General features: G+C 42.4%; 20 protein-coding genes, 9 tRNA genes and 1 rRNA gene. 28 read left to right on the top strand and 2 right to left on the bottom strand.

Annotation, left to right across the window (positions count from 1 at the left end; genetic code table 11):
* The 11 genes from rrf to rocF all read left to right on the top strand — a co-directional run.
* Positions 1-94, top strand: a 5S ribosomal RNA gene (gene rrf / locus ACQKL0_RS17795); the annotation flags it as partial.
* A gap of 44 nt (positions 95-138) precedes the next feature.
* Positions 139-213: transfer RNA gene (locus ACQKL0_RS17790), tRNA-Asn, on the top strand.
* 3 nt (positions 214-216) lie between these two features.
* Positions 217-289: transfer RNA gene (locus tag ACQKL0_RS17785), tRNA-Thr, on the top strand.
* A 29-nt stretch (positions 290-318) separates the two neighbouring features.
* Positions 319-393: transfer RNA gene (locus ACQKL0_RS17780), tRNA-Glu, on the top strand.
* 17 nt (positions 394-410) lie between these two features.
* Positions 411-486, top strand: a tRNA-Val gene (locus tag ACQKL0_RS17775).
* Between the two features lie 16 nt (positions 487-502).
* Positions 503-578 (top strand) — tRNA-Thr (locus ACQKL0_RS17770).
* A 16-nt stretch (positions 579-594) separates the two neighbouring features.
* Positions 595-678, top strand: a tRNA-Tyr gene (locus tag ACQKL0_RS17765).
* Between the two features lie 98 nt (positions 679-776).
* Positions 777-851 (top strand) — tRNA-Gln (locus ACQKL0_RS17760).
* A 3-nt stretch (positions 852-854) separates the two neighbouring features.
* A tRNA-Gly gene (locus tag ACQKL0_RS17755) sits at positions 855-926 on the top strand.
* A gap of 25 nt (positions 927-951) precedes the next feature.
* Positions 952-1,027 (top strand) — tRNA-Ala (locus ACQKL0_RS17750).
* A gap of 156 nt (positions 1,028-1,183) precedes the next feature.
* The gene (gene rocF / locus ACQKL0_RS17745) at positions 1,184-2,086 is read left to right on the top strand and encodes an arginase (protein WP_402876116.1); all 903 of its coding nucleotides are present in this window, start codon (positions 1,184-1,186) and stop codon (positions 2,084-2,086) included.
* 139 nt (positions 2,087-2,225) lie between these two features.
* On the opposite strand, the gene ACQKL0_RS17740 is transcribed toward rocF, so the two are convergent.
* Positions 2,226-2,405, bottom strand: coding sequence for an aspartyl-phosphate phosphatase Spo0E family protein (locus tag ACQKL0_RS17740; RefSeq protein ID WP_402876114.1), 180 nt, complete (start codon positions 2,403-2,405; stop codon positions 2,226-2,228).
* Between the two features lie 175 nt (positions 2,406-2,580).
* Here ACQKL0_RS17740 and sigW point away from each other — a divergent pair, with 175 nt between their 5' ends.
* The 7 genes from sigW to ACQKL0_RS17705 all read left to right on the top strand — a co-directional run bounded on the left by sigW (position 2,581) and on the right by ACQKL0_RS17705 (position 11,089).
* Positions 2,581-3,144: an RNA polymerase sigma factor SigW gene (gene sigW / locus ACQKL0_RS17735; protein WP_402876112.1), complete on the top strand. Its 564-nt coding sequence runs from the start codon at positions 2,581-2,583 to the stop codon at positions 3,142-3,144.
* A 16-nt stretch (positions 3,145-3,160) separates the two neighbouring features.
* Positions 3,161-3,790 (top strand): zf-HC2 domain-containing protein, encoded by a 630-nt coding sequence (locus tag ACQKL0_RS17730; RefSeq protein WP_427688906.1) that lies wholly within the window; start codon positions 3,161-3,163, stop codon positions 3,788-3,790.
* A 212-nt stretch (positions 3,791-4,002) separates the two neighbouring features.
* Positions 4,003-4,827 (top strand): diadenylate cyclase CdaA, encoded by an 825-nt coding sequence (gene cdaA / locus ACQKL0_RS17725; RefSeq protein WP_402876108.1) that lies wholly within the window; start codon positions 4,003-4,005, stop codon positions 4,825-4,827.
* Entirely contained in the window at positions 4,820-6,157 is a 1,338-nt protein-coding gene (locus ACQKL0_RS17720) for a CdaR family protein (protein ID WP_427592091.1), read from the top strand. The genes cdaA and ACQKL0_RS17720 overlap by 8 nt, the downstream gene beginning before the upstream one ends.
* Before the next feature lie 53 nt (positions 6,158-6,210).
* A complete protein-coding gene (glmM, locus tag ACQKL0_RS17715) occupies positions 6,211-7,560 on the top strand; it encodes a phosphoglucosamine mutase (RefSeq protein ID WP_427688904.1) in 1,350 nt (449 codons plus the stop codon).
* A gap of 457 nt (positions 7,561-8,017) precedes the next feature.
* A complete protein-coding gene (gene glmS, locus ACQKL0_RS17710) occupies positions 8,018-9,820 on the top strand; it encodes a glutamine--fructose-6-phosphate transaminase (isomerizing) (protein WP_402876101.1) in 1,803 nt (600 codons plus the stop codon).
* A gap of 273 nt (positions 9,821-10,093) precedes the next feature.
* Positions 10,094-11,089, top strand: coding sequence for an HAAS signaling domain-containing protein (locus tag ACQKL0_RS17705; RefSeq protein WP_427688910.1), 996 nt, complete (start codon positions 10,094-10,096; stop codon positions 11,087-11,089).
* A 173-nt stretch (positions 11,090-11,262) separates the two neighbouring features.
* On the opposite strand, the gene ACQKL0_RS17700 is transcribed toward ACQKL0_RS17705, so the two are convergent.
* Positions 11,263-12,081, bottom strand: coding sequence for an SDR family oxidoreductase (locus ACQKL0_RS17700; RefSeq protein ID WP_427688902.1), 819 nt, complete (start codon positions 12,079-12,081; stop codon positions 11,263-11,265).
* A 98-nt stretch (positions 12,082-12,179) separates the two neighbouring features.
* Here ACQKL0_RS17700 and ACQKL0_RS17695 point away from each other — a divergent pair, with 98 nt between their 5' ends.
* From ACQKL0_RS17695 to ACQKL0_RS17650, 10 genes are all read left to right on the top strand, one after another.
* Positions 12,180-12,731, top strand: coding sequence for a TetR/AcrR family transcriptional regulator (locus tag ACQKL0_RS17695; RefSeq protein WP_427688900.1), 552 nt, complete (start codon positions 12,180-12,182; stop codon positions 12,729-12,731).
* 251 nt (positions 12,732-12,982) lie between these two features.
* Positions 12,983-13,183, top strand: coding sequence for a cold-shock protein (locus tag ACQKL0_RS17690; RefSeq protein WP_034304915.1), 201 nt, complete (start codon positions 12,983-12,985; stop codon positions 13,181-13,183).
* Between the two features lie 319 nt (positions 13,184-13,502).
* On the top strand, positions 13,503-13,865 hold the full coding sequence (locus tag ACQKL0_RS17685; protein ID WP_402875647.1) for an ArsR/SmtB family transcription factor: 363 nt from the start codon (positions 13,503-13,505) through the stop codon (positions 13,863-13,865).
* Positions 13,858-15,978 (top strand): heavy metal translocating P-type ATPase, encoded by a 2,121-nt coding sequence (locus tag ACQKL0_RS17680; RefSeq protein WP_427688898.1) that lies wholly within the window; start codon positions 13,858-13,860, stop codon positions 15,976-15,978. Before ACQKL0_RS17685 ends, ACQKL0_RS17680 begins: the two co-directional genes overlap by 8 nt.
* A 331-nt stretch (positions 15,979-16,309) precedes the next feature.
* Entirely contained in the window at positions 16,310-17,572 is a 1,263-nt protein-coding gene (gene hflX / locus ACQKL0_RS17675; RefSeq protein ID WP_403125198.1) for a GTPase HflX, read from the top strand.
* Between the two features lie 558 nt (positions 17,573-18,130).
* Positions 18,131-19,489: an NAD(P)-dependent oxidoreductase gene (locus tag ACQKL0_RS17670; RefSeq protein WP_402875649.1), complete on the top strand. Its 1,359-nt coding sequence runs from the start codon at positions 18,131-18,133 to the stop codon at positions 19,487-19,489.
* Between the two features lie 26 nt (positions 19,490-19,515).
* Entirely contained in the window at positions 19,516-20,802 is a 1,287-nt protein-coding gene (gene preA, locus ACQKL0_RS17665; protein ID WP_402875559.1) for an NAD-dependent dihydropyrimidine dehydrogenase subunit PreA, read from the top strand.
* A gap of 14 nt (positions 20,803-20,816) precedes the next feature.
* The gene (gene hydA, locus ACQKL0_RS17660) at positions 20,817-22,235 is read left to right on the top strand and encodes a dihydropyrimidinase (protein ID WP_402875561.1); all 1,419 of its coding nucleotides are present in this window, start codon (positions 20,817-20,819) and stop codon (positions 22,233-22,235) included.
* Positions 22,236-22,279: 44 nt separating this feature from the next.
* Positions 22,280-23,764 (top strand): NCS1 family transporter, encoded by a 1,485-nt coding sequence (locus ACQKL0_RS17655; RefSeq protein WP_402875563.1) that lies wholly within the window; start codon positions 22,280-22,282, stop codon positions 23,762-23,764.
* A gap of 13 nt (positions 23,765-23,777) precedes the next feature.
* Positions 23,778-23,993 carry a hypothetical protein gene (locus ACQKL0_RS17650; protein WP_402875565.1) on the top strand — a complete coding sequence of 72 codons (216 nt, stop codon included), beginning with the start codon at positions 23,778-23,780 and terminating at the stop codon, positions 23,991-23,993.
* Positions 23,994-24,164 lie beyond the last annotated feature (171 nt).

The raw sequence follows: 24,164 nt of genomic DNA, 5'->3' as shown, positions 1-24,164 counted from the left end.
TCACACCCGTTCCCATTCCGAACACGGCAGTTAAGCTCTTCAGCGCCGATGGTAGTTGGGGGTTTCCCCCTGTGAGAGTAGGACGCCGCCAAGCAGATGATTTATATCTTCTAAGAGTTTTAGGAAACATTATATTATTCCGCAGTAGCTCAGTGGTAGAGCATTCGGCTGTTAACCGAACGGTCGTAGGTTCGAGTCCTACCTGCGGAGCCATATGCTTCCATAGCTCAGTAGGTAGAGCACTTCCATGGTAAGGAAGAGGTCAGCGGTTCGAATCCGCTTGGGAGCTTCCCAAACTACCTTTTAAAATTTTTTTACGGCCCGTTGGTCAAGCGGTTAAGACACCGCCCTTTCACGGCGGTAACACGGGTTCGATTCCCGTACGGGTCACCATTTTTAATTCACTTTTTGGAGGATTAGCTCAGCTGGGAGAGCATCTGCCTTACAAGCAGAGGGTCGGCGGTTCGATCCCGTCATCCTCCACCATTTTTAATATTGATTTGCCGGTGTAGCTCAACTGGTAGAGCAACTGACTTGTAATCAGTAGGTTGGGGGTTCAAGTCCTCTTGCCGGCACCATGTTTCACTTATATGTGGAGGGGTAGCGAAGTGGCTAAACGCGGCGGACTGTAAATCCGCTCCTTCGGGTTCGGCAGTTCGAATCTGCCCCCCTCCACCATCTTTTTTCAAAAAAATGTGGTTCAGTTATATACTTTCTTCTTTAGGGGAATATATAATTACCGCTTTTTATTTTGTTAACTATTAATTTACATATATTGGGCTATAGCCAAGCGGTAAGGCAACGGATTTTGATTCCGTCATGCGAAGGTTCGATCCCTTCTAGCCCAGCCATATGCGAAAGTAGTTCAGTGGTAGAATACAACCTTGCCAAGGTTGGGGTCGCGGGTTCGAATCCCGTCTTTCGCTTTATTTTAATTAGATTTTATACTTAGGGGCCTTAGCTCAGCTGGGAGAGCGCCTGCCTTGCACGCAGGAGGTCAGCGGTTCGATCCCGCTAGGCTCCACCATCTAACTACATACACCAACACTTACGCCTTAAACCTCTTCGGTTTAAGGCTTTTTTTTTTGAAAAACAACTTTCTATGGCTGTATCTTTATACATAAAAATGTCCGGTTGAACCATTCTCCTTAACAGTTATAAAATAACAGAAAGGGGGAATAGTATGTCTATTCAAAAAATTTCAGTTATCGGTCTTCCCATGGATCTTGGTCAAACAAGACGTGGGGTTGATATGGGGCCAAGTGCACTCCGTTGTGCAGGTGTTGTCGAACGAATCCAACAATTGCAGTTAGAAGTGGAAGATTTAGGAGACATCATAGTGGGGAGGCCCGGGACGTCTGAAGAGGCTGGCTCAAACTTGAAGAATCTATCACTTGTTTCTAAGGGGAATGCACAATTAGCAGCAAGGGTAGATGAAATTATTTGTAGTGGATCATTCCCTCTAGTTCTTGGGGGAGATCATTCGATAGCAATAGGAACACTTGCTGGGATTTCGAAGCATTATGAGAGTTTAGGGGTAATTTGGTATGATGCCCATGGAGATTTGAACACGGAGGAGACTTCTCCGTCAGGAAACATACATGGCATGCCACTCGCTGTCAGCATTGGACTCGGTCACCCTGATTTAGTTAATCTGCATGGGTATGCACAAAAGGTGAAACCAGAGAATATCGTCATTATTGGAGCCCGTTCCTTGGACGAAGGAGAAAAGGTACTAATACGTGATAAAGGCATCAAGGTCTATACGATGCATGAAATTGATAGGCTTGGTATGACGAAAGTGATGGAAGAATGCATTGAATACTTACGTGATAAAACGGATGGGGTTCATCTATCCCTAGATCTTGATGGGGTAGACCCTGCAGAGGCACCTGGAGTAGGAACACCAGTGCTTGGGGGGATAAGCTATCGGGAAAGTCATTTGGCCATGGAAATGCTTGCGGAGTCAGAGTTGATTACTTCAGCTGAGTTTGTAGAAGTAAACCCAGTACTAGACGAGCGTAATAAAACGGCGATCGTGGCGGTAGCCCTGATGGGTTCTCTATTTGGAGAAAAGCTATTATAACTTAACGCAATATATAAAAGAAACAGTAACCGGTTTTTTTATGGGTTACTGTTTTTCTATATGCTAGAATACAAAAGTATATGATTTAGATAATGTTGAACGAAGGTAACGTTATATGATTCCAAGGCAATCTCCCTCTTCACTTTACTGTTTGCTTTTTCGTTCCGCTTTGGGTCAATTGAAAATATTGATTCATCAGGGTATCAAGTTTGCTACTCACTTCGACCACTTCGTTATCTATCATAGAGGAACGGGAAGCTAAGATAATCATTTTCTGTCTATATCGCTCAATGTTATCTAGTATTTGTTCTGCAGTCATTATCAAGGTTCACTTCCTTTATTTTTACAATTTCTTACTATATATATCCTTGTTTTTTTCGTTTTAAACATAAAATGTAAAAGTTTGCTAAAATAAAAGTAATAAATTATGAAACCTTTTAGCTTGCGATTCGTAATAATCGTATAGCCGCATGAAGCGGGGGTAAAAAACAAAAATGGATGGACTTGTTAAAGAGAGAATAAACCAAGTGTTAAAGGGAGACCACAATGCATTTGGGGAAATAGTCGAAATTTATAAGGATAAAGTTTTTCAAATCTGTTTTAGAATGCTTGGAAACCGGCAGGAGGCTGAAGACCTGTCCCAAGAAGCTTTTGTAAGGGCCTTTGTGAACATTCGCAGTTTCAATATCAATATGAAGTTTTCAACATGGTTATATCGCATAGCGACGAACCTCTGTATCGACCGACTTCGTAAGAAAAAGCCGGATTACTATTTAGATGCGGAAGTCACTGGTACAGAGGGATTGAATATGTATTCTCAAATTGCATCGGACATGGCGATGCCAGAGGAAGAAGTAGAGTCGTTAGAGCTTCAGGAAACCATCCAGGTCGAAATTATGAAGTTGCCGGAAAAGTATCGTTCGGTCATCGTATTAAAATACATTGAGGAATTATCGTTAAAGGAAATCAGTGAGATTCTTGATTTGCCGGTAGGCACTGTCAAAACGAGAATACATCGTGGGCGAGAAGCTTTGCGTAAACAACTGCGCCATTTATAAAAAGAAGGTGAGAAAAATGAACTGCCACGAGGAAATCATTAATTATATGCATGATTATTTAGATGAGGACATTAAACCCGAGCATAAAGAAATTTTAAGGGACCATCTGCTTACATGTCCTGCATGCCGAGATTTTTTCAATGAAATGAAAAAAGCAGTTGCCCTTGTACAAAGCACTTCCCATATCAAGGCCCCGGATGATTTTACGGCAAGGGTAATGGCCCAATTGCCTAAGGAAAAGAAGGCTACGGGGGCAAAGAGATGGTTTAAGGCTCATCCGTTTATGACAGCCGCGGCGATGTTCGTTGTATTAATGACAGGATCGATCTTTTCCACTTATAATCAGGAGGAACATTTTTCCGTCTCCAAGCAACCTAACTTATTGGTAGAAGGGGAAACGGTCATTGTCCCTAGTGGGGAAACCATTGAAGGGAACGTTGTGGTTCAAAATGGGGACATACGCATAGAGGGCGAAGTAAAGGGGAATGTAACAGTCATTAATGGTCAGGAGTATATGGCCAAGGCAGGAAATGTAACCGGTGATATAGAAGTCATTGACCAAGCCTTTGAGTGGATGTGGTACAAAATAAAGGATATTGGAACATCTCTACTTCCTTCTACAAAAGAGGAAAGAGGTGGGGAATAATGAAGCTGAGCATAAGCATGGTTCTAATCAGAACGGTGCTTTTGTTCAGCTTTATATTGTATCCAGACAAAAATAGTGGTTACTAGCACTACTTCCCATATAAATTTCTGTACTAGTTTTAGAAGTATGATTTAAAAAATGGTATACTATTAAGGTTATTACATAACGATGGTTATTGTGTTTTTGGAGTATTACGGACTGGAGGAAACAACATGTCTATATCCAATTTGAATGTTTGGGACTATGTAGTAAATTTCATTGATATTTTCCTTGTTTGGTTTGTGATATATAAATTGTTAACTATAATTCGAGGCACGAAAGCCATACAACTGCTAAAGGGAATTTTTGTAATTGTCATTGTGAAAAGCTTGAGCAATCTGTTTGGTTTCAATACACTCGGATGGTTAATGGAACAAGTCATGAACTGGGGTGTTCTGGCAATTCTCGTCATTTTCCAGCCTGAATTGAGAAGAGCACTTGAACAATTAGGACGAGGAAAGATCTTTTCAAGGGGCAGTGCTCCGGAAGAGAATCAACAAGAGCGTTTAGTAGAAGAAATTCTAAAGGCCTCTACGTATATGGCAAAAAGGCGTATTGGAGCCTTGATTACCATTGAAAAAGGAACGGCACTGGGTGATTACGTTGAAACGGGAATTCCTTTAAGGTCCTATATTTCTTCTGAACTGCTCATTAATATTTTCATTCCGAATACACCCCTCCATGATGGGGCTGTTATTTTACAGGATAATCAAGTCGCAGCAGCAGCTTGCTATCTGCCCTTATCGGAAAGTCCGTTCATTTCAAAAGAGCTGGGCACAAGGCATAGGGCTGCCATTGGAATGAGTGAAGTAACAGATAGTGTAACAATTGTTGTTTCTGAAGAAACGGGAGGTATCTCTGTCACCAAAAATGGGGAGCTATACCGCGATTTAAATCAGGAATCATTTAGAGCCATGCTAACAAGTGAACTGGTATTGCAGAATGTCAAAACAACTTCCTCGGGTATCTGGAATTGGAGGGGGAAGAAAAATGGATAAATTCACGAATAGCGCTTGGTTTATGAGAATTGTCGCTTTCGCCTTGGCTGCTCTATTATTTATATCCGTTAATTTCGAGATGGAGTCCGATAAAAAGTCCCTTGGATTGTCCACTGCGCCTGAGAATGGTACGGAAACCATTGAAAATGTTCCGGTTGAAGTGTACTATGATCGTGAAAATTTAGTGGTCAGCGGCGTACCTGAAACGGTGGATGTCACATTGAAGGGGGCAAAAAGCCTTCTGATCAACGCAAAAAGCCAACGGGATTTTAAAGTATATGTAGATCTTTCCGATCCCGAAATCTCGATGGGGGACCGAACTGTCACATTTAAAATAAGCGATTTAAATGAAAAGCTCGTGGCAACGATAGATCCGGAATATGCGGAAGTAAATGTTCAGGAACGGATGACGAAAGAGTTTAAGGTCGATGCAGAATATAACAGTTCATTACTGGAGGAAGGGTATACCGCTGGGCAGCCAACAGTAAATCCTGAAACCGTAAAAATTACGGGTGCCAAAGATGTAATTGAAAAAATATCCTATGTAAAGGCCAACCTTGAAATAAGGAAAGGGCTAAACGAATCGGTGAACGGGCAGGCAACGGTAAAAGCGCTAGACCGGGATTTGAATAAATTAGATGTCGCGATTGAGCCAGCTTCCGTGGCAGTTTCGTTAAAGGTCAGTATTCCTTCCAAAAAGGTATCAATCGTGCCAGAGCAAACTGGGAAGGCCAAGGCCGGAGTTCGTATCAAGAGTATTAGTGTCGACCCTACAGAGGTAACTCTATATGGACAAGAAGCATCATTGGATAAAATAAATGCATTAAATCTTCCAGTCAATATCTCGAAAGTAGATGGAGATACCGAATTGGAACTTAATCTTTCAAAACCTGAAAGTGTGCAGAAAATGTCCTTAAGTAAAGCTACGGTGAAGATTCGTACCGAAAAAGTGGATGTGGAAGATAAGGATACTGAAGAAGAGGCAGAAGAAGTAGTTGTCGAAGAAGAAAAAACGGTAGATAAGGTTGAACCGGAAACCACGGAATCCAAAACTTTCACCAACTTGAAAATAATCCCGGTAGGTAAACAGGATGATCAAGAAGTGGAATTGGATACGGATGTGATGAGCATTACATTGAATGGGAAAGCGGAAGATCTAAAAAAAATATCTAAAGACGACATTTCGCTCACGGTCGATGTAAGTAATTTAGATGAAGGTAAGCATGATGTTGAACTGGCAGTTAAAGTCCCCGCGGGAGTATCTTGGGAATTAGATTCTAAAAGAGTTGCAGTGTCAGTTTCCATGGCCCAAGAAGAGGAAGAAACGTAACCTGGCCTTAACATCATTTAATTTAGTAATGATTTGAAGAAGGAGCGATACAGATGGGTAAATATTTTGGAACAGATGGAGTTAGGGGAATAGCAAATACGGAGTTAACGCCGGAGTTGGCATTTAAACTAGGCCGTTTTGGCGGCTATGTCCTTACTAAGAATTCAGAAAAACCAAAGGTATTAATAGGGCGCGATACTCGTATTTCAGGGGAAATGTTAGAAGGTGCTCTTGTTGCCGGATTATTATCCATCGGCGCTGAAGTCATGCGACTGGGCATCATTTCGACACCGGGAGTGGCCTATCTGACAAAAGCCTTAAGTGCTGAAGCGGGTGTTATGATTTCAGCTTCTCATAATCCTGTAGCGGACAATGGAATTAAATTCTTTGGACCGGATGGCTTCAAGCTCTCAGATGAACAGGAAGCGGAAGTGGAAGCATTGCTTGATCTGGAGAATGATGAGTTACCGCGTCCTACGGGCGGAGACTTAGGCCATTTAAATGACTACTTCGAAGGCGGCCAAAAATATCTGCAATACTTAAAACAGTCGGTTGACGAAGACTTTACGGGCATACATGTTGCTCTTGATTGTGCTCACGGTGCGACATCTTCCTTGGCTATGCATCTATTTGCTGATTTAGATGCAGATATTTCGACAATGGGGGCATCACCGAATGGCTTGAACATCAATGATGGGGTCGGTTCTACCCACCCTGAGGCTCTGGCTGAATTCTTGAAGGAAAAAGGGGCAGATGTTGGACTTGCTTTCGATGGCGACGGCGACCGCATAATAGCTATTGATGAAAAAGGAAATATCGTAGATGGCGATCAAATCATGTATATCTGTGCGAAATACTTAAAAGAGAATAATCGATTGAAAAAAGGAACCGTGGTTTCTACGATCATGAGTAACCTTGGCTTTTACAAAGGGCTTGAGGAACATGGTATACATAGTGCTCAAACAGCAGTTGGCGATCGCTATGTAGTGGAAGAAATGCGTAAAGGTGGCTATAATCTTGGTGGAGAGCAATCCGGGCATATCATCTTCTTGGATTACAATACAACTGGGGACGGCTTATTAACGGGTTTACAGCTTGTGAACATCATGAGTGAGACGCAAAAACCTCTATCTGAGCTTGCGAGTGAGATGCAAAAATATCCGCAGACACTCATTAATGTTAAAGTAACTGACAAGCATGGGGTAACGGGGAATGAAAAAGTACAGGAAGTCATAAAAGAAGTGGAAGCGGAGATGGGTGGTAACGGCCGGATTCTGGTACGGCCATCTGGAACTGAACCGCTTGTCCGTGTTATGGCTGAAGCGCCTACTATTGAAGAATGTACGCGTTATGTAGACCGCATCGTAGCAACGGTAAGAGCAGAAATGGGACTACACGAATAAACAACCTATGCATAAAGGGGAACGAAAATTTCCTTTTATGCATATTTTTATTAAGAATCATATTTTGTTTTAATGGTAGTAAAGAATTGACCTAGGTCCCATGTATAGGGTATGATTATCCTGATTTACAACTACTTTTACCATAAAATGGTTATAAGGGAAAAGGAGGCCAGGCAAGATAATAGGAAAACTAAAGCGCCTGAACTAAACTGGGTCGAGACGGGTTTAGTTGACGAGGAGGAGGAGTATCGAATGTTCGGCGGATACCTCCCGGCTGAAGTACACAGCCGTAATAATTCCAATTTTAAAACAGTGGGGCAACCGACTGCACAAAGAGTTGGAAATGTACAATGGGAAAAAGCCTTCGGGTATTTCCTTTATAAAAATATCAGAGATGAGGGGGCAGGGATGCCCTCGTGCATTCCTGTCCCTCTAATCAGTTGGAGGAACAGAAATTATGTGTGGAATTGTTGGATATATTGGTCTAAATGACGCGAAAGAAATCCTGTTAAAAGGTCTTGAAAAGTTAGAGTACCGTGGGTATGATTCTGCTGGTATAGCTGTGCAAAATAAGGAAGGCATCAAGGTCTTCAAGGAAAAGGGACGGATTGCAGACTTACGCGGTGTTGTGGATGAAGGGACTTCGGCGAATACAGGGATTGGACACACTCGCTGGGCCACTCATGGTGTACCTAGTCGTGATAATGCTCATCCTCACCAAAGTAACTCAGGTCGCCTGACATTAGTTCATAATGGGGTCATCGAAAACTATGCGATTTTAAAACGGGAATATTTGAAGGATGTTGCTTTTAAAAGCGACACTGATACGGAAGTCATCGTTCAGCTTATTGAGAAGTTCGTGAATGACGGCATGGAAGTGGAAGAGGCATTCCGTCACACGCTTACCCTTTTAGAAGGTTCGTATGCCCTTGCCCTATTGGATGCTGAAAACGAAGAAACGATTTTTGTTGCTAAAAATAAAAGCCCACTCCTAATCGGTGTTGGAAAAGACTTTAACGTTATCGCTTCTGATGCAATGGCTATGCTGCAAGTTACCGATCAATTCCTTGAATTAATGGATAAAGAAATGGTTATTGTCACAAAAGAAAAAGTGACAATTAAAAACCTTTCCAACGAAGAAGTATTTCGTGCTCCATTCACGGCGGAACTCGATGCCAGTGATATTGAAAAAGGTACGTATCCACATTATATGCTTAAAGAAATTGATGAGCAGCCTACTGTTATCCGTAAAATCATTCAATCTTACCAAAACGAAGAAGGTAAACTGGCGATTGATTACAATATTACAGAAGCAGTGAGCGAGGCAGACCGTATTTATATCGTGGCTTGTGGAACAAGCTACCATGCAGGCCTAATCGGTAAACAATTCATTGAAAAAATGGCTAAAATTCCGGTTGAAGTGCATGTAGCATCAGAGTTCACATACAATATGCCGATATTATCCGAAAAACCACTGTTCATCTTCATTTCGCAAAGTGGGGAAACGGCAGATAGCCGTGCAGTTTTAGTGGCCATCAAAGAGCTTGGCCATAAAGCATTGACCATCACAAATGTACCGGGCTCTACGCTGTCACGAGAAGCAGATTATACGCTCTTATTACATGCAGGTCCTGAAATTGCCGTGGCTTCTACGAAGGCCTATACGGCTCAAGTAGCGGTATTGGCGATATTAGCGAACGTAACTGGCCAGTTCCGTAACCTTGCATTCGATTTCGATCTTGTCAAAGAGCTTGGAATAGCTGCGACAGGCATGGAAGCTCTTTGCGATTCGAAAGAAGAGATGGAAGAGATTGCTCGTGAATACCTGTCTGTTACGCGTAATTGTTTCTTCATCGGTCGTTCCCTTGATTATTACGTGGGTCTTGAAGGTTCGCTTAAGCTGAAAGAAATCTCATACATCCAGGCAGAAGGGTTTGCCGGCGGTGAGCTTAAGCATGGAACGATTGCCCTAATCGAAGAAGGCACACCTGTTATCGCTCTTGCTACGCAAGCAGGAGTCAATCTAAGCATCCGTGGGAATGTCAAAGAAGTCGTCGCCCGTGGCGCTAATCCTTGCATCATTTCAATGAAAGGGTTGGAAGAAGAAGATGATCGTTTTGTCATCCCGGAAGTGAACGAACTATTAACACCTCTTATCTCTGTCATCCCGCTTCAACTCATTGCGTACTATGCTGCCCTACACCGGGAGTGTGACGTGGATAAACCACGTAATCTTGCGAAAAGTGTAACGGTTGAATAAGTAGAAATGATTTGTGCGTCATATCTATAAATGTTTATAAAAATTTATTTACCCATTTAGATACCATTATCTAAATGGGTTTTTTTTATGTCCGAAAGAAAGAGAATATCTAAATGGAAAAATAAAAACAGGGACATATATCAATTTTCCTTCCCACCACAATAGTGTGTGATACATAATATATGTCAAGTACCCTATAACATATAATGGTAAATCAATCGTTAGATAAGCAATATAAAAAACTTTTTGGCCTATTGAAGGGGGAGGAAGATGTTGGGTTTGATTGAGGTTTATATACAAGAGGTCACACGCAGGTTGCCTGAAAAAAAACGCAGGGATATTGCACTCGAGTTGCGGTCAACCATTGAAGAGATGCTTCCTGATGATTATAGTGAACTGGATGTGGAGGAGGTTCTGGGCGAATTGGGGAACCCAGCGACAGTGGCTAGTGGGTATCGGGCTCAGCCGATGCACCTGATCGGACCGCGTTATTATGATTTATATATTTCACTATTGAAAGTGGTTTTTCCCATAGCAGCGGGCATTGCACTCATTTCGCTGATTATCGATTCTTTTATGGGGTTTAGCCAAGATGAAGCGGTTATTCCTAAAGTGATTACCCTTATAGTCGAAGGCATATTGAGGGTCCTTGAAGTCGGCTTTCAAGTCTTCTTCTGGGTGACGATGGTCTTCGCGGTTCTGGAGCGAACGGATAAAGGAAAGGACCAAAGTCCACTATCGGCAAGCCTACAGAAATGGACCCCAAATGATTTGAGAAGTATCCCTTACATTCACAAGAAGAAAGAGATTACGAGGTTCAATGTATTCAGTGGACTGATGTGGACAGCGATTTGGACGACGGTATACTTTTATGCAAATCAATTTGTCGGGGTGTATGAAGGTGGAGATAGGATCGAACTCGTGATTCCGGTCTTCCAACAGGATATCCTACTTAACTATTGGCCGTTCATTCTTCTGGTGATCGCCATGGAAATCTGGTTAGCTTTTTATAAGAGTATCAAAAGGCAATGGACAAAAAAACTGGCAAATTTCAATTTGGTTCTTGAAATGATCACAACCATCGGATTCATTGTCATTGTAAGTAATCCGGATGTAATGAACCCTGAATTCCTTACATATATGGGGAGTTTATCCGATACAACGGCCATGCAGTTTCGAAATGCGATTGTAGGAGGCTCAATTACCATCTTCATTTTTGCCGCAGCATTAAATGTATTTGATGGATACCGCAAGTCTAGAATCCATTGATGACATGTATTCGATAATGGTTCCTACCAGCTGTTATCCAACCAGTTGCTCCAAACGGTTTAAACGGATAGCTACTTTTTAATCAGAATGGAATAGGAAGAACAAAAGCCACCCGACATAAGCAAAGTATCAATGTTGGATGGCCCTTGTCTTGTAAGATTATTGTTGGAGTTTTATTTTTGCGTCTTCATGCGATGAATATTCGCGATTGTACCACCATCCACACGTAAATCTATGCCAGTGATATAGGAAGCTGCATCGCTAAGCAAGAATTCCACAGCTGTTGCGATCTCGGATGCTTTTCCTTCACGGCGGAGTGGCGTGTGTTCGAGCATTGTTTTCATTTGCTCTTGTTGGGATGCTTCCTGACGCCCCATCGGCGTGTTAATGGTACCCGGAGAGATAGATGAGATACGTGCACCTTTTTCACCCCAAGCCCACGCTTGGTCTTCCACATATAAGACAACCCCCAATTTAGATAGGCTGTAAGCCGCACCTGAGTCGCCTTGTGTAAATTGCTCCATGGTCTCAATATAGTTTTCGGCTAAAGGCTGTTTTAAAATTTCCGTATAAGGACCTTGACGGGGCGCCATATAGGCACTCATCGAAGAGATACATACCGCAGCAGTACCTACTGTAGCAAGTGGAAGAAACGCATCTAGGACAATTCCGGTGCCAACAGAATTCACTTCTGTAATGCGTTTCGAATTGGCCATCGTCGGTGACAGCCCGGCTGTGTGAACCAATCCTTTTAATATCCCAAGTTCGGCAGATTTTTTAGCTAAAGTAGCAACATTTTCCTTTGATGTAATATCGACAGTTTGATAATGGACATCAGTTATACCTTTAGTCGCTAATTCCTCTTTTGTTTGGATTAAACGTTCTTCAGAAACATCTGCCAACAATATGGTTCCTTTTTTGCCAACCAGTTCTGCAGTGGCTTTACCCATACCACCGGAACCGCCTGTAATTACATAAACATGCTTATCCATTTCAATTCCCCCTAAACTTGATATAAACTTAGTGTAAACGGTTTTATAATAAAATAAGCAAGACATTTCCACTAAAAATGTCCAGAGGAGTGTCAAAAATGGAAACGGCAAAAGAATCGATAGTTGCCGCTTATTTACAGCTTTTATTTGAGAAAAGCTTTGAAGAGTTAGCTGTGAAAGAAATTGTTCAAAAGGCGGGCATTTCCCGATCCACATTTTATTTGCATTTTGCAGACAAATACGAACTGATGGATGAGGTGAGACGGAAGTTAAACGACCGGTTCTTGTCATTTTATGAGATGGATTACCAATGGGGTAAGCCAATCACCCTCCATTTATGTGAACATATTTTCAAATATCGCTCATTTTATGAACTCGAATTTGCAGAGGCGGGCGCTATTCAAAAATTATCAGATAAGCTTGCAGCACATTTACAAGAAGTGTTCCAGGATCCAGACTATGCCCTATTTGCGAGCTATGGCACCATCGGTTATTTGGGTAAGGAACGGGTACGCCATGAGTCCGGCTGTGGCAGCGGAAAAACTATTGAAAATCGGCCTGACAAACTGGACAAAAGTATTGGATGCAAAATTAGATGGAATAGAGCGGTAGCGGGAAGCTGTAGACCTGAAAAAGAGGGTAGGAACTGATGAAATCGATGGAAGGAACTAAACGCCCGAGGAGCAAAGATAAGAGACGAATCTTGTTTTAAAAGTGTGCAAGTACTTTTGTTTTGAAAAAGATTGCTTAAAGTATTTGCAATCCCTACCATTTGATGGTATGCTTAGGTTAATTATTCATGTTCGGTACTAAGGATACTAAAAGTACTACTTTTCGTTTCGATGATGACTTAGAGCAAGGATAGTAATACAATGTGCTTTGGCACTAGGAGGCAACAACAATGGAACAAGGTAAAGTGAAATGGTTTAACGCAGAAAAAGGATTTGGCTTCATCGAACGCGAAAACGGAGACGATGTATTCGTACATTTCTCAGCTATCCAAAGCGAAGGATTCAAATCTTTAGACGAAGGTCAAGAAGTTACTTTTGAAGTAGAACAAGGTCAACGCGGACCTCAAGCTTCTAACGTTCAAAAAGCATAATTTCTAAAAACAAAAAAGGCAGACCCTATTACTAGGGTCTGCCTTTTTTGTTTTATTCAATAATAAAAAACCCTGCTCAATGTTGAGTAGGGTAAATGGAATGAGTAAAGTAAATCGCTTAAAAAGGTCTACCTAGTATAACATAGTTTTTTCAGAAAAAAGAATTTGTAAATGAAGAGGTTGGACTGCGGGAACTTCTTTTTTTGAGTCAGGGACCATTATTCATACACATTCAAACACAGGTTTGAGTATAATGTGAAATGTGGTATATTATAATCAAACGTAGGTTTGAATGAATGGATGTGAGAAGATGGATGAGATGAAGGATATGTGTGAAGTTCATCTGCATGATCAAGAAAAGGTGAACCGTATCCAAAAGGAAATCGGTCAGGTAGATATCTCAAGTATGTCAAAGTTGTTTAAAGTAATCGGTGATGAAAACAGGGTGAAAATCTCGTATGCACTTTGTGAGGATGAAGAGTTATGTGTATGTGATTTGGCAAATATCATTGGGGCGTCAATGGCAACAACTTCTCATCATCTCCGTACTCTATATAAACATGCAATTGTGAAATACAGAAAAGAGGGAAAGTTAGCCTTTTACTCTTTAGACGATGATCATATAAAACAATTAATCCTTATAGCGATAGCACATCAGCGGGAGGTGAGGGTCAATGGCTGATTCCCAATTAAAGACTTATCGGATTCAAGGGCTGTCCTGTACGAACTGTGCAGCCAAATTTGAAAACAATGTCCGGGAACTTGAAGGTGTGAAGGAGGCAAAAATCAACTTCGGGGCTTCGAAGATTTCTATTTCAGGAAGTGCTTCGATTGAAGAAATTGAGAAGGCTGGAGCCTTTGATAACCTGAAAATTCGTACTGAACAAGAGCAGGTGACAATAAAAGAACCAATTTGGAAGCAAAAAGAAAACATTAAGGTTTTTCTTTCGGCTATCCTCCTTTTTATCAGTTGGATTTTGGAACATCAATATGGCGAGGGTAGTCTTTTGCCGGTTCTGGGTTATGCCACTTCCATTTTAGTTGGTGGATACTCCTTATTCATCAATGGGTTGAAAAATCTCGTAAGACTTCGTTTTGATATGCATACGCTAATGACGGTCGCAATTATTGGAGCGGCTATACTTGGCGAATGGGGCGAGGCAGCCACTGTCGTCATTCTATTTGCTATAAGTGAAGCGCTTGAAAAGTATTCGATGGATAAAGCTCGAAATTCCATTGAGTCCCTTATGAATATTGCCCCTAAAGAGGCACTGATCAGGAGGGGCCATCATGAAATGATGTTGGCTGTCGATGCAATCGAGGTGGGAGACACCATGATTGTCAAACCGGGCCAGAAGCTTGCGATGGACGGAAGGATCATAAAAGGTGCATCCACACTGAATCAGGCGGCCATTACTGGTGAATCGGTGCCACTATTTAAAACGGTCGAAGGAGAAGTGTTTGCTGGTACGTTGAACGGCGAAGGTCTTTTGGAAGTGGAAGTCACGAAAAGGGTTGAGGATACGACGATTGCAAAGATTATTCATCTTGTAGAAGAGGCACAAGCGGAAAAAGCCCCTTCCCAAGCGTTCGTTGATAAATTTGCAAAATTCTATACACCGGCAATCATGCTGATTGCTTTGGCACTTGCAACCATTCCACCAATGATGCTGGGCGGAGAATGGAGTGAATGGATTTATCGCGGATTGACTGTGTTAGTTGTCGGCTGTCCATGTGCCTTGGTCATATCCACACCCATTGCCATTGTTACAGCTATCGGAAATGCAGCGAAAAACGGTGTTCTGATTAAAGGTGGAATCCATCTGGAGGAAGCTGGAGCTTTGAAGGCGATTGCATTTGATAAAACGGGAACATTAACAAAGGGAATACCTGAAGTGACTATCTTTTCCGTAATAGTGGATGAAATGAGCGAACGGGATGCTTTGAAAATAGCGGCTGCTTTAGAAAGCCGCTCGCAACATCCATTGTCCACGGCCATTCTTCAGAAAGCGGATCTGCAGGATATAGACTATCGTTCTCTGATGGTAGATGATTTTTCTGCATTGACAGGCAAAGGGTTAAAAGGAACAATCAATCAGGCAGTCTATTATATTGGAAAACCACAACTCTTTGATGAAGTGGGGTTAACCATTTCTGAAAAGGCTCAACATCTGATCAATAACTATCAGAATGAAGGAAAGACAGTTATAGTTCTCGGTAATCAAACTAATATTCTAGCCCTAGTTGCCGTTGCGGATGAAATAAGAGAAAGCAGTAAGGAAGCTATCAGTAAATTACATGCTTTAGGGATTGAAAAAACAATCATGCTGACCGGTGATAATATCGGGACAGCGAATGTGATTGGAACAGCGGCGGGCGTTCATGAAATTCAAGCAGAATTATTACCGCAGGATAAGCTATTCTTCATCAAACAATGGAAACAGAAGTATAACCGAGTGGCCATGGTTGGCGATGGTGTTAATGATGCCCCTGCTTTAGCCGCTTCCACTGTAGGAATTGCAATGGGGGGAGCGGGTACGGATACGGCCCTTGAAACAGCCGATATCGCTCTAATGGGTGATGATTTATCGAAATTGCCCTACACCATCTCATTAAGCAGGAAGACATTACAAATCATTAAGCAGAACATTACGTTTTCATTAGCGATTAAATTATTGGCCTTATTGTTGATTGCACCGGGCTGGCTGACACTTTGGATGGCGATTTTTGCGGATATGGGTGCGACGTTACTCGTGACCTTGAATAGTCTGAGGTTGCTCAGAATAAAAGAATAATAGATAAAGGGCTTCTGGATTTCTTGAAGGGAATCCAGAAGCCCTTTGCTATATCTAAACGTTTCATGTGAAACTCTGGAAAAGTGCCTCCATTATTCTTTGGAATTGTTAGGCCACAATCCATCATTAAGAATTAGAACCACCAACGGATGTTAGTTCCCGGACTTTGTTATTTTAAGGGACATTAGGATATATTGAATGCATAGCCAGGTTAAAACTATGAACAGGATAGGTAGTATGCTACAATTTGGCTGACTTTTAAAGGAATGCATGCCATCGTTAGGTACGGTTGTTGAATAGATCAAAGGTATTAAAGGAAGGGATTTGAAAGATGGAATTACATCAAAAGGCAATATTAGTTGGAGTCAATCTGAACGGTCAAAAGGATTTTGAATATTCGATGGAGGAGCTCGCCAATTTAACCGAAGCCTGTGAGGTAGAAGTGGTTGGAACGATCACACAGAATCTACATCGTGTCACTTCCTCACATTTCATCGGTACAGGTAAAATTGAGGAAGTAAAGGCGCTAGTTGAATATAAAGAGGCAAATGTCGTTATCTTCAATGATCAATTATCCCCCTCACAACTTCGTAATTTGGAGCGGGATATGGATTGCAAGGTGATCGACCGTTCCATCTTGATCCTGGACATCTTCGCACAACGGGCGAAAACGAAGGAAGCACAGCTCCAGGTAGAAGTGGCAAAACTTCAATATATGCTTCCACGCCTTATCGGCTTAAGAGAATCGTTAGGTCGACAAAGTGGAGGAGTGGGAACGAACAAGGGTGCTGGGGAAAAGCAGCTTGAACTTGACCGTAGGCGGATTGAGGAAAACATCAGTGTTTTGAATAAGGAATTGGAGGAACTTGTAGCACACCGTCAAACACAGAGGAAACAACGGAAAAAGAATGCCATCCCTGTTGTGTCATTAGTCGGGTATACGAATGCCGGGAAATCATCCATCATGAACGCATTGATGGAGATGTTCCAACCGACATCCGAGAAGCAGGTACTCGAGAAGGATATGCTCTTCGCTACACTTGAGACGTCCGTTAGAAACATTCCCTTGCCAGATAACAAGGAGTTTTTACTCACAGATACAGTCGGGTTCGTGTCTAAACTACCACACCATCTGGTAAAGGCATTCCGGTCTACCCTTGAAGAAGTAGTGGAAGCAGATTTATTAATCCATGTTGTGGACTATTCCAATCCTAATTATGAACAACAGATAGAGATTACCGAAAAGACTTTACAAGATATTGGCATCAAAGAGATACCGACCATATTTGCTTATAATAAAGCGGATTTGACCGATATGGACATTCCAAAGGTTAACCGTGATTCCGTTTATATGGCGGCCAGAGAGAAGGTAGGCCTTAAGGAATTGATTGATCAGATCCGTAGCCATGTATTCATGGACTATATTCATTGTGAAATGCTGATTCCATATGACCAGGGAAAACTAGTATCTTACTTCAATGATAATGGCCATATAACGGAAACGGAATATGAGGAAAATGGGACCAAGCTAAAGCTTGAATGCAAGAAGACCGATTATGAAAAATATCATAACTACGTGATTGAAAAATCCTGATGTTTTTTCCAGGCACTGAACTGAATTTAAATAGAATGTTTTGAAAGATTTCCGTAACCATGAATCCACAAGTTATACATATATCGTTTAGTTGTGTATAACTTGTGGATAACTTTCAAAAAGCCTTGAAAAAGTTTTCAAGGTTTTTTTTTGTGGACAACCTGTTGATAAGTAGATTGTTTGATATTCCCTTACTAAGAACTTAGGAATGATGTCGAGAATGTAGCGAGAAGTGTAGGACGTTGACTTTTTTTATCAGTTTTTGTAAAGAAACATGACATAGTGCACATTAAGTTGTCCGCATTATTTTACACTTTGTATAATGTAACTCCCTATCTATCATTATAAAATAAAGAATATTCATTTAATTTTGAGATTCATGAATAAGTAGGGGGCTAATGGTGATTTTTTAAATGTAACCTGTAAGATAAAAATGACAGTGCTACAGCCATAAATCATCAAAAGTAGGGATAGGATATTGCTAGTTCATTGACTATAGGCAATTCCTCCTTTTTTATTTTCCACAATAATTTTTTGGAAGGAGAATAGTAGATGGATATGACAAGCTCGTTAAAAGACGATTTGAAGAGAAACTTTCAGGAGGCAGAGAGGGGCTTAACCCCAAGAGAGGCACTGGAAGAATCTAATCGATGTTTATACTGTTATGATGCTCCTTGTATCCAGGCCTGCCCCACAGGGATAGACATCCCGACCTTTATAAAAAAAATCGCATCAGGAAATCTAAAAGGGTCGGCCAAAACGATCATGACGGCTAATCCAGTCGGTGCCAGTTGTGCGCGGGTATGTCCGACAGAAGAGTTATGTGAAGGGGCATGTGTTCTAAATCATTCTACAAAGCCAATTCCTATTGGCGATCTCCAGCGTTATTCCACAGATTGGGCCATTCAAAATAAACAAGCTCTATTCAAGGCTGGCAAGAAGAATGGCAAAACGGTTGCCATTGTCGGCAGTGGTCCTGCGGGCTTGTCTGCAGCAAGGGAATTGGCCTTGCTTGGCTACAGCGTAACCATCTTCGAAGCAGAAAAGAACCCTGGCGGATTAAACACTTACGGAATAGTGTCTTTCCGATTACCTCAGCACATCTCCTATTGGGAAGTCGATCAAGTAAAGAACCTTGATGTCGAGATCCGAACGAATTCAAGGGTTGGGGTGGATATCTCTGCTAACCAACTGATTAAGGACTATGATGCCGTTGTTTTGGCAATTGGTATGTCAGATGTACCAAAGCTTGGGATTGAAGGGGAGGACTTGGCTGAAGTCTACGATGCAATCGATTTCGTAAAAGCAACGAAAACGGAGGATATCACCGATAAGTTCGTTGGGAAGAAGCTGATGGTCATTGGAGCTGGAAATACAGCAATCGATGCTGCAACCTGCTCGGTCCGTCTTGGTGCTGAAGAGGCTGGTATCATTTATCGTCGGACCCAGGCGGAAATGACGGCGTATGATTTTGAATATGAGTTTGCCAAACAGGAAGGTGTCCGATTCCATTGGCTGACGAATCCTTCAAGAATCGTTGCCGATGAAAAGGGCCAGGTAACAGGCATTGAATGTGTGAAGATGGAACTGAGTGAGGCAGGGGAAGATGGTCGCAGACGACCGGTTCCAATTGCAGGCTCTGAGTTCATCCTTCCGGCCGATGGTGTGATTCGTGCGATTGGTCAATCACGTTATGTTGGTCTACTTGAACAATTTAACATCGATCACGATGGAGGTGTCGTTACCTTAACTGGAGACTCCTATAAGACGTCGAATGAAAAAGTGTTCGCCTGTGGCGATGTCATATTTGGGAAGGGCCAAGGAGAGGCTATGGTCGTTTCCGCTGCCCAGCAAGGGAAAATGACAGCCTATGAAATTGACGGAGTGTTAATGAGCAAGACAGAAGATATAGCTTAATAAAACAATAACTAGGAGGCGTATCAATGGCTGATTTATCAATTAATCTTGCAGGTATCAAATCTCCTAACCCCTTTTGGCTTGCTTCGGCACCACCAACTAATTCGGGTTATCAAGTGCAGAGGGCTTTTGAAGCCGGATGGGGAGGAGCTGTTTGGAAGACGCTTGGGGATCCAATCCTAAATGTTTCTTCCCGCTTTGCAGCCGTTGGGTTTAACGGCCAAAGAGTTGCTGGATTCAATAATATTGAACTAATTACGGATCGACCTCTTGAAGTGAATCTTAAAGAGATATATGAAACGAAAAAGAAGTTTCCCAATCACGCAATCATAGCGTCCGTAATGGTCGAGCCACAACAGGAAAAGTGGCATGAAATTATCAAACGGATAGAGGATGTAGGCGTTGATGGTTACGAGCTGAATTTTGGATGTCCGCATGGCATGGCCGAAAGAGGGATGGGGGCTGCTTCAGGGCAGGTACCTGAACTGGTGGAAAAGCAAACATATTGGGCGAAGGAAGCGGCCTCGAAACCTGTCATCGTCAAGCTGACCCCAAATATTACGGACATCACGGTTACGGCAGAAGCAGCCGTAAGAGGCGGTGCGGATGCAATTAGTATGATCAATACGATCAATAGCCTTGCAGGGGTGGATATTCACTCCTGGAATACAATCCCCCATGTTGGCGGAAAAGGGGCCCATGGCGGGTACTGTGGTCCTGCAGTGAAGCCCATAGCCTTGAATATGGTGGCTGAATGCGCAAGGAACCCAGGGATTAATGTCCCGATATCCGGTATTGGGGGGATTTCTAACTGGCAGGATACGGTCGAGTTTTTATTGATGGGGTCGACTGGCGTACAGATTTGTACAGCCGCTATGCATCATGGTTTCCGGATCGTCGAAGACATGATTGATGGATTATCCAATTACCTTGATGAAAAAGGGATTGCTTCTGTAATGGACATTGTCGGTAAGTCCGTATCGCGCTACTCTGACTGGGGAAATCTGGATTTGAATTATAAAGTCGTGGCCCGCATCAATAATGATGTGTGCATCAACTGCAATAAATGCCATATAGCCTGTGAAGATACTTCCCACCAATGTATTGATATGTTAAAGGACACTTCAGGCAACTCATTTTTACGGGTGCGTGAAGAAGATTGCGTCGGCTGTAACCTTTGTTCAATCGTGTGTCCGGTCGATGGAGCGATTGACATGATTGAAATGGCCAGCGATCTAGCCCCTATGACTTGGAATGAGCGTCAAGGTTTGCTAGGCAACATCGGTAATGAACGTGTGGATTTCGTAAAATAATGGAGGGGTAAATTATGAAAAAAATTATTAAGAACGGCACTATAGCAACGGCTGCAGATACGTACCAAGCAGATATTTTGATTGAAAATGAAGTCATTACAATGATTGGTAAAGACCTATCAGCCGAGGGAGCTGAAATCATTGATGCCAAGGGCGCACTAATATTCCCAGGGGGTATAGACCCACATACCCATCTAGATATGCCGTTTGGTGGGACGACCACGAAGGACGATTATGAAACGGGAACGATTGCAGCCGCATATGGGGGCACGACGACTGTCATCGATTTCTGCTTAACGGAAAAGGGGGAGCCTTTAAAGAATGCCATTGAAACATGGCACAAGAAAGCGGACGGCAAAGCCGCCATCGATTATAGCTTTCATCTCATGATCAGTGAAATCAATGATGAAGTTCTGGCTGAACTGCCAAGCATCATTGATGAAGAAGGGATTTCTTCCTTTAAAGTGTTCATGGCATACAAAAATGTTTTTCAAGCAGATGATGCAACGCTTTATCGGACTTTGCTGCAGGCGAAAGAACTTGGTGCCCTTGTCATGGTCCACGCAGAAAATGGCGATGTCATCGATTATTTAACAAAGCAGGCACTCGCAAAGGGACAGACCGATCCAATTTATCATGCCTTAACTAGACCTCCTGAGCTTGAAGGAGAAGCGACCGGAAGAGCAGCGAAGTTGACGGAAATGGCGAATGGACAGCTTTACGTCGTTCATGTCACTTGCGAAGATGCGGTTGAGAAGATTACTGAAGCAAGAAATAAGGGCGTCGATATCTGGGGAGAAACATGTCCTCAATATCTGGTGCTGGATCAAAGCTATCTCGAAAAGCCCAATTTTGAAGGAGCCAAATACGTATGGTCGCCACCATTGAGGAAGAAGAAGGATCAGGATGTGCTATGGAATGCTTTAAAGACAGGCCAGCTGCAAACCATAGGCTCTGATCAGTGTTCCTTTGACTTTAAAGGACAAAAGGACTTGGGTCGGGACGACTTTACCAAGATTCCGAACGGTGGACCGACTATTGAAGACCGAATGAGTATCCTTTATTCAGAGGGAGTCAAAAAAGACCGCATCACCCTGAATCAGTTTGTCGATATTACTTCTACAAGAGTAGCCAAGTTGTTTGGTTTATTTCCACAAAAAGGAACGATTGCAGTTGGATCGGATGCCGACCTTGTTATCTTCGACCCGAAAGTGGAGCGGACCATTTCCGCTGAAACCCATCATATGGCTGTAGATTACAATGCTTTTGAAGGACTGGAAATTACAGGTGAACCCGTTTCTGTCTTATCTCGTGGTCAGTTCGTCATTCGTGATAAACAGTTTGTAGGGGAGGCTGGTAAAGGGCAGTTCTTGAAGCGGGCTAAGTATAATACGTCGCTTGAGTCGGTTTCAGAGAATAAGCTTCCGGTCTAAAGTTATCATGGATATTTAAAGCAAATTAAAGGGGGATTTTATGGATGAGCGAAAATAAGGATTATTTAAAGTCTCCCGATTTGCTGCCTATACCGCATAGAGAGAAGAACATTAGCGCAGTAGGATTTGGCTTCATCTGGGTGGGGATGGCTGTCGTATTGGCCGCCTTTGCCATTGGAGGGAATGGGGTCCAAAGCCTATCGCTTGGTTGGGTCGTACTTGCGACAGTAATCGCCTGCGTAGTTCTTGGCTTCTTGATGACAATGACAGGGGATATAGGCGTTGAACATGGAATTTCATTTCCTGTATACATGAGGGCGCCTTTCGGAACGATTGGCACTCATATCCCTTCACTTGTCAGGGCGTTTGTTGCCTCTTGCTGGTTTGGATTGAACACTTATTTCGGTGCTACTGCGATGAACGCTATCTTTGCCACTCTTTTTAACTTTAATAATTGGTTTATCTGCTTTTTGGTTTTTGCCATTTTGCAATTAGTCAATACAGCCATGGGAATCAAGTCAATCGAACGGTTTGCCGATTTGGCAGCCCCAGTTATCATCTTGATTTCCGGCTGGATGTATTTTACGCTTTCTGACCAAGCAGTCGCACAAGGTAGGGAAGTCTGGTCATGGATTGAGAGTCCGGCAACCGGAGGGGCGGCTGTAACAGCTTTCATGGTCGTCATCATGTCGAATATGGGGTTTTGGGGAACGTTGACCGCGGATATGCCGACACTTTCCCGTTTTATAGAGGCACCAAAAAATGAGAAGAACTGGTTCAAACGCAATAAAGGGCAGATTATAGGGAACGTTATTACCTATCCTATTACCCAAACCTTCATGGTTATTATCGGAGCCGTTTCTTACATGGCCGTTTCCAATTATGATCCTGTTGTTGCTATACAGGGGTCAGCCAGTGGCATTACCCTTGGTGTTCTATTACTAATGATCGTTTTTGCTCAGTGGTCAACGAATACTTCGGCTAATGTTATTCCGGCAGCAACCATCTTCTCGAATGTAATGGGACCAAGAATGCCGTTTTGGTCGGGAGTTGTGGTTGCGGGAATCATTGGAATCGTTGTTCAGCCATGGAGCCTTTTCGGTATCATCATTGAGGTTTTGTTAATTGTCGGTGGGATTTTAGCCTCCATTGTGGGTATTTTGGTGGCTGATTATTACTTTCTTCGTAAGCGCCGTGTCAATGTACCAGAACTATATGAAAGTGAAGGGCAATATAAGTATAAAAACGGTGTAAATTGGGCGGGAATCATTGCCTGGATCATTGGTGGAAGCGGGGCAACGATTTTTTCCAATTACTCATTTATAGTCGGTTTTATACTCGGAAGTGCAACCTATTATGTACTGGCTAAATATTGGTGGTTCAAGAAGTACGAACAGGCAGAGATTATAGATCCGAGCGATGAGAAATATTTAGGAATCTCCGTCGGCAAGGATTGGGATATCGGAAAGAGAATGGTTGACGAAGAAGAGGTACTGAATATGCCTTTAGGCGGGGAAAACGTTAAATAAGGAGGAGTGGGACATGTCTGAATACCAAGAGTATCGCTTAGAAAGGGAACAAATTGATTTTTTACTTGAACGAGGGTACAGAATCACCCGGGTTTCTGAAAACTTAAGTGGCGCTTTCCTTGATTTCGAATTGATTGAAGGAACGAAGCAGGAATGGAAGCAGTTGAATATCAAGACTCCAGAAGGCAGAAAATATTTCTCAACATTGCTTTTTAAAAAACTAAATTAAAAACATGTATCCCCTAAGGATGTAAAGCTGTTAAGCTGGCCTATTTTCAGTTGAATAGGTCATTTTTTATGTTCATTTATGAATAGATAGTAAGAATATGAAGAGGGAAACTACTAGGAATGAAATGCATAGCATGATTTCTACAAAAATAACTGAAAATTTTGTATAATT

The organism is Peribacillus sp. NPDC097264 (genome assembly GCF_050277925.1).
GTDB lineage: Bacteria > Bacillota > Bacilli > Bacillales > DSM-1321 > Peribacillus.
This window is presented reverse-complemented; position numbering and strand designations above follow the sequence as displayed.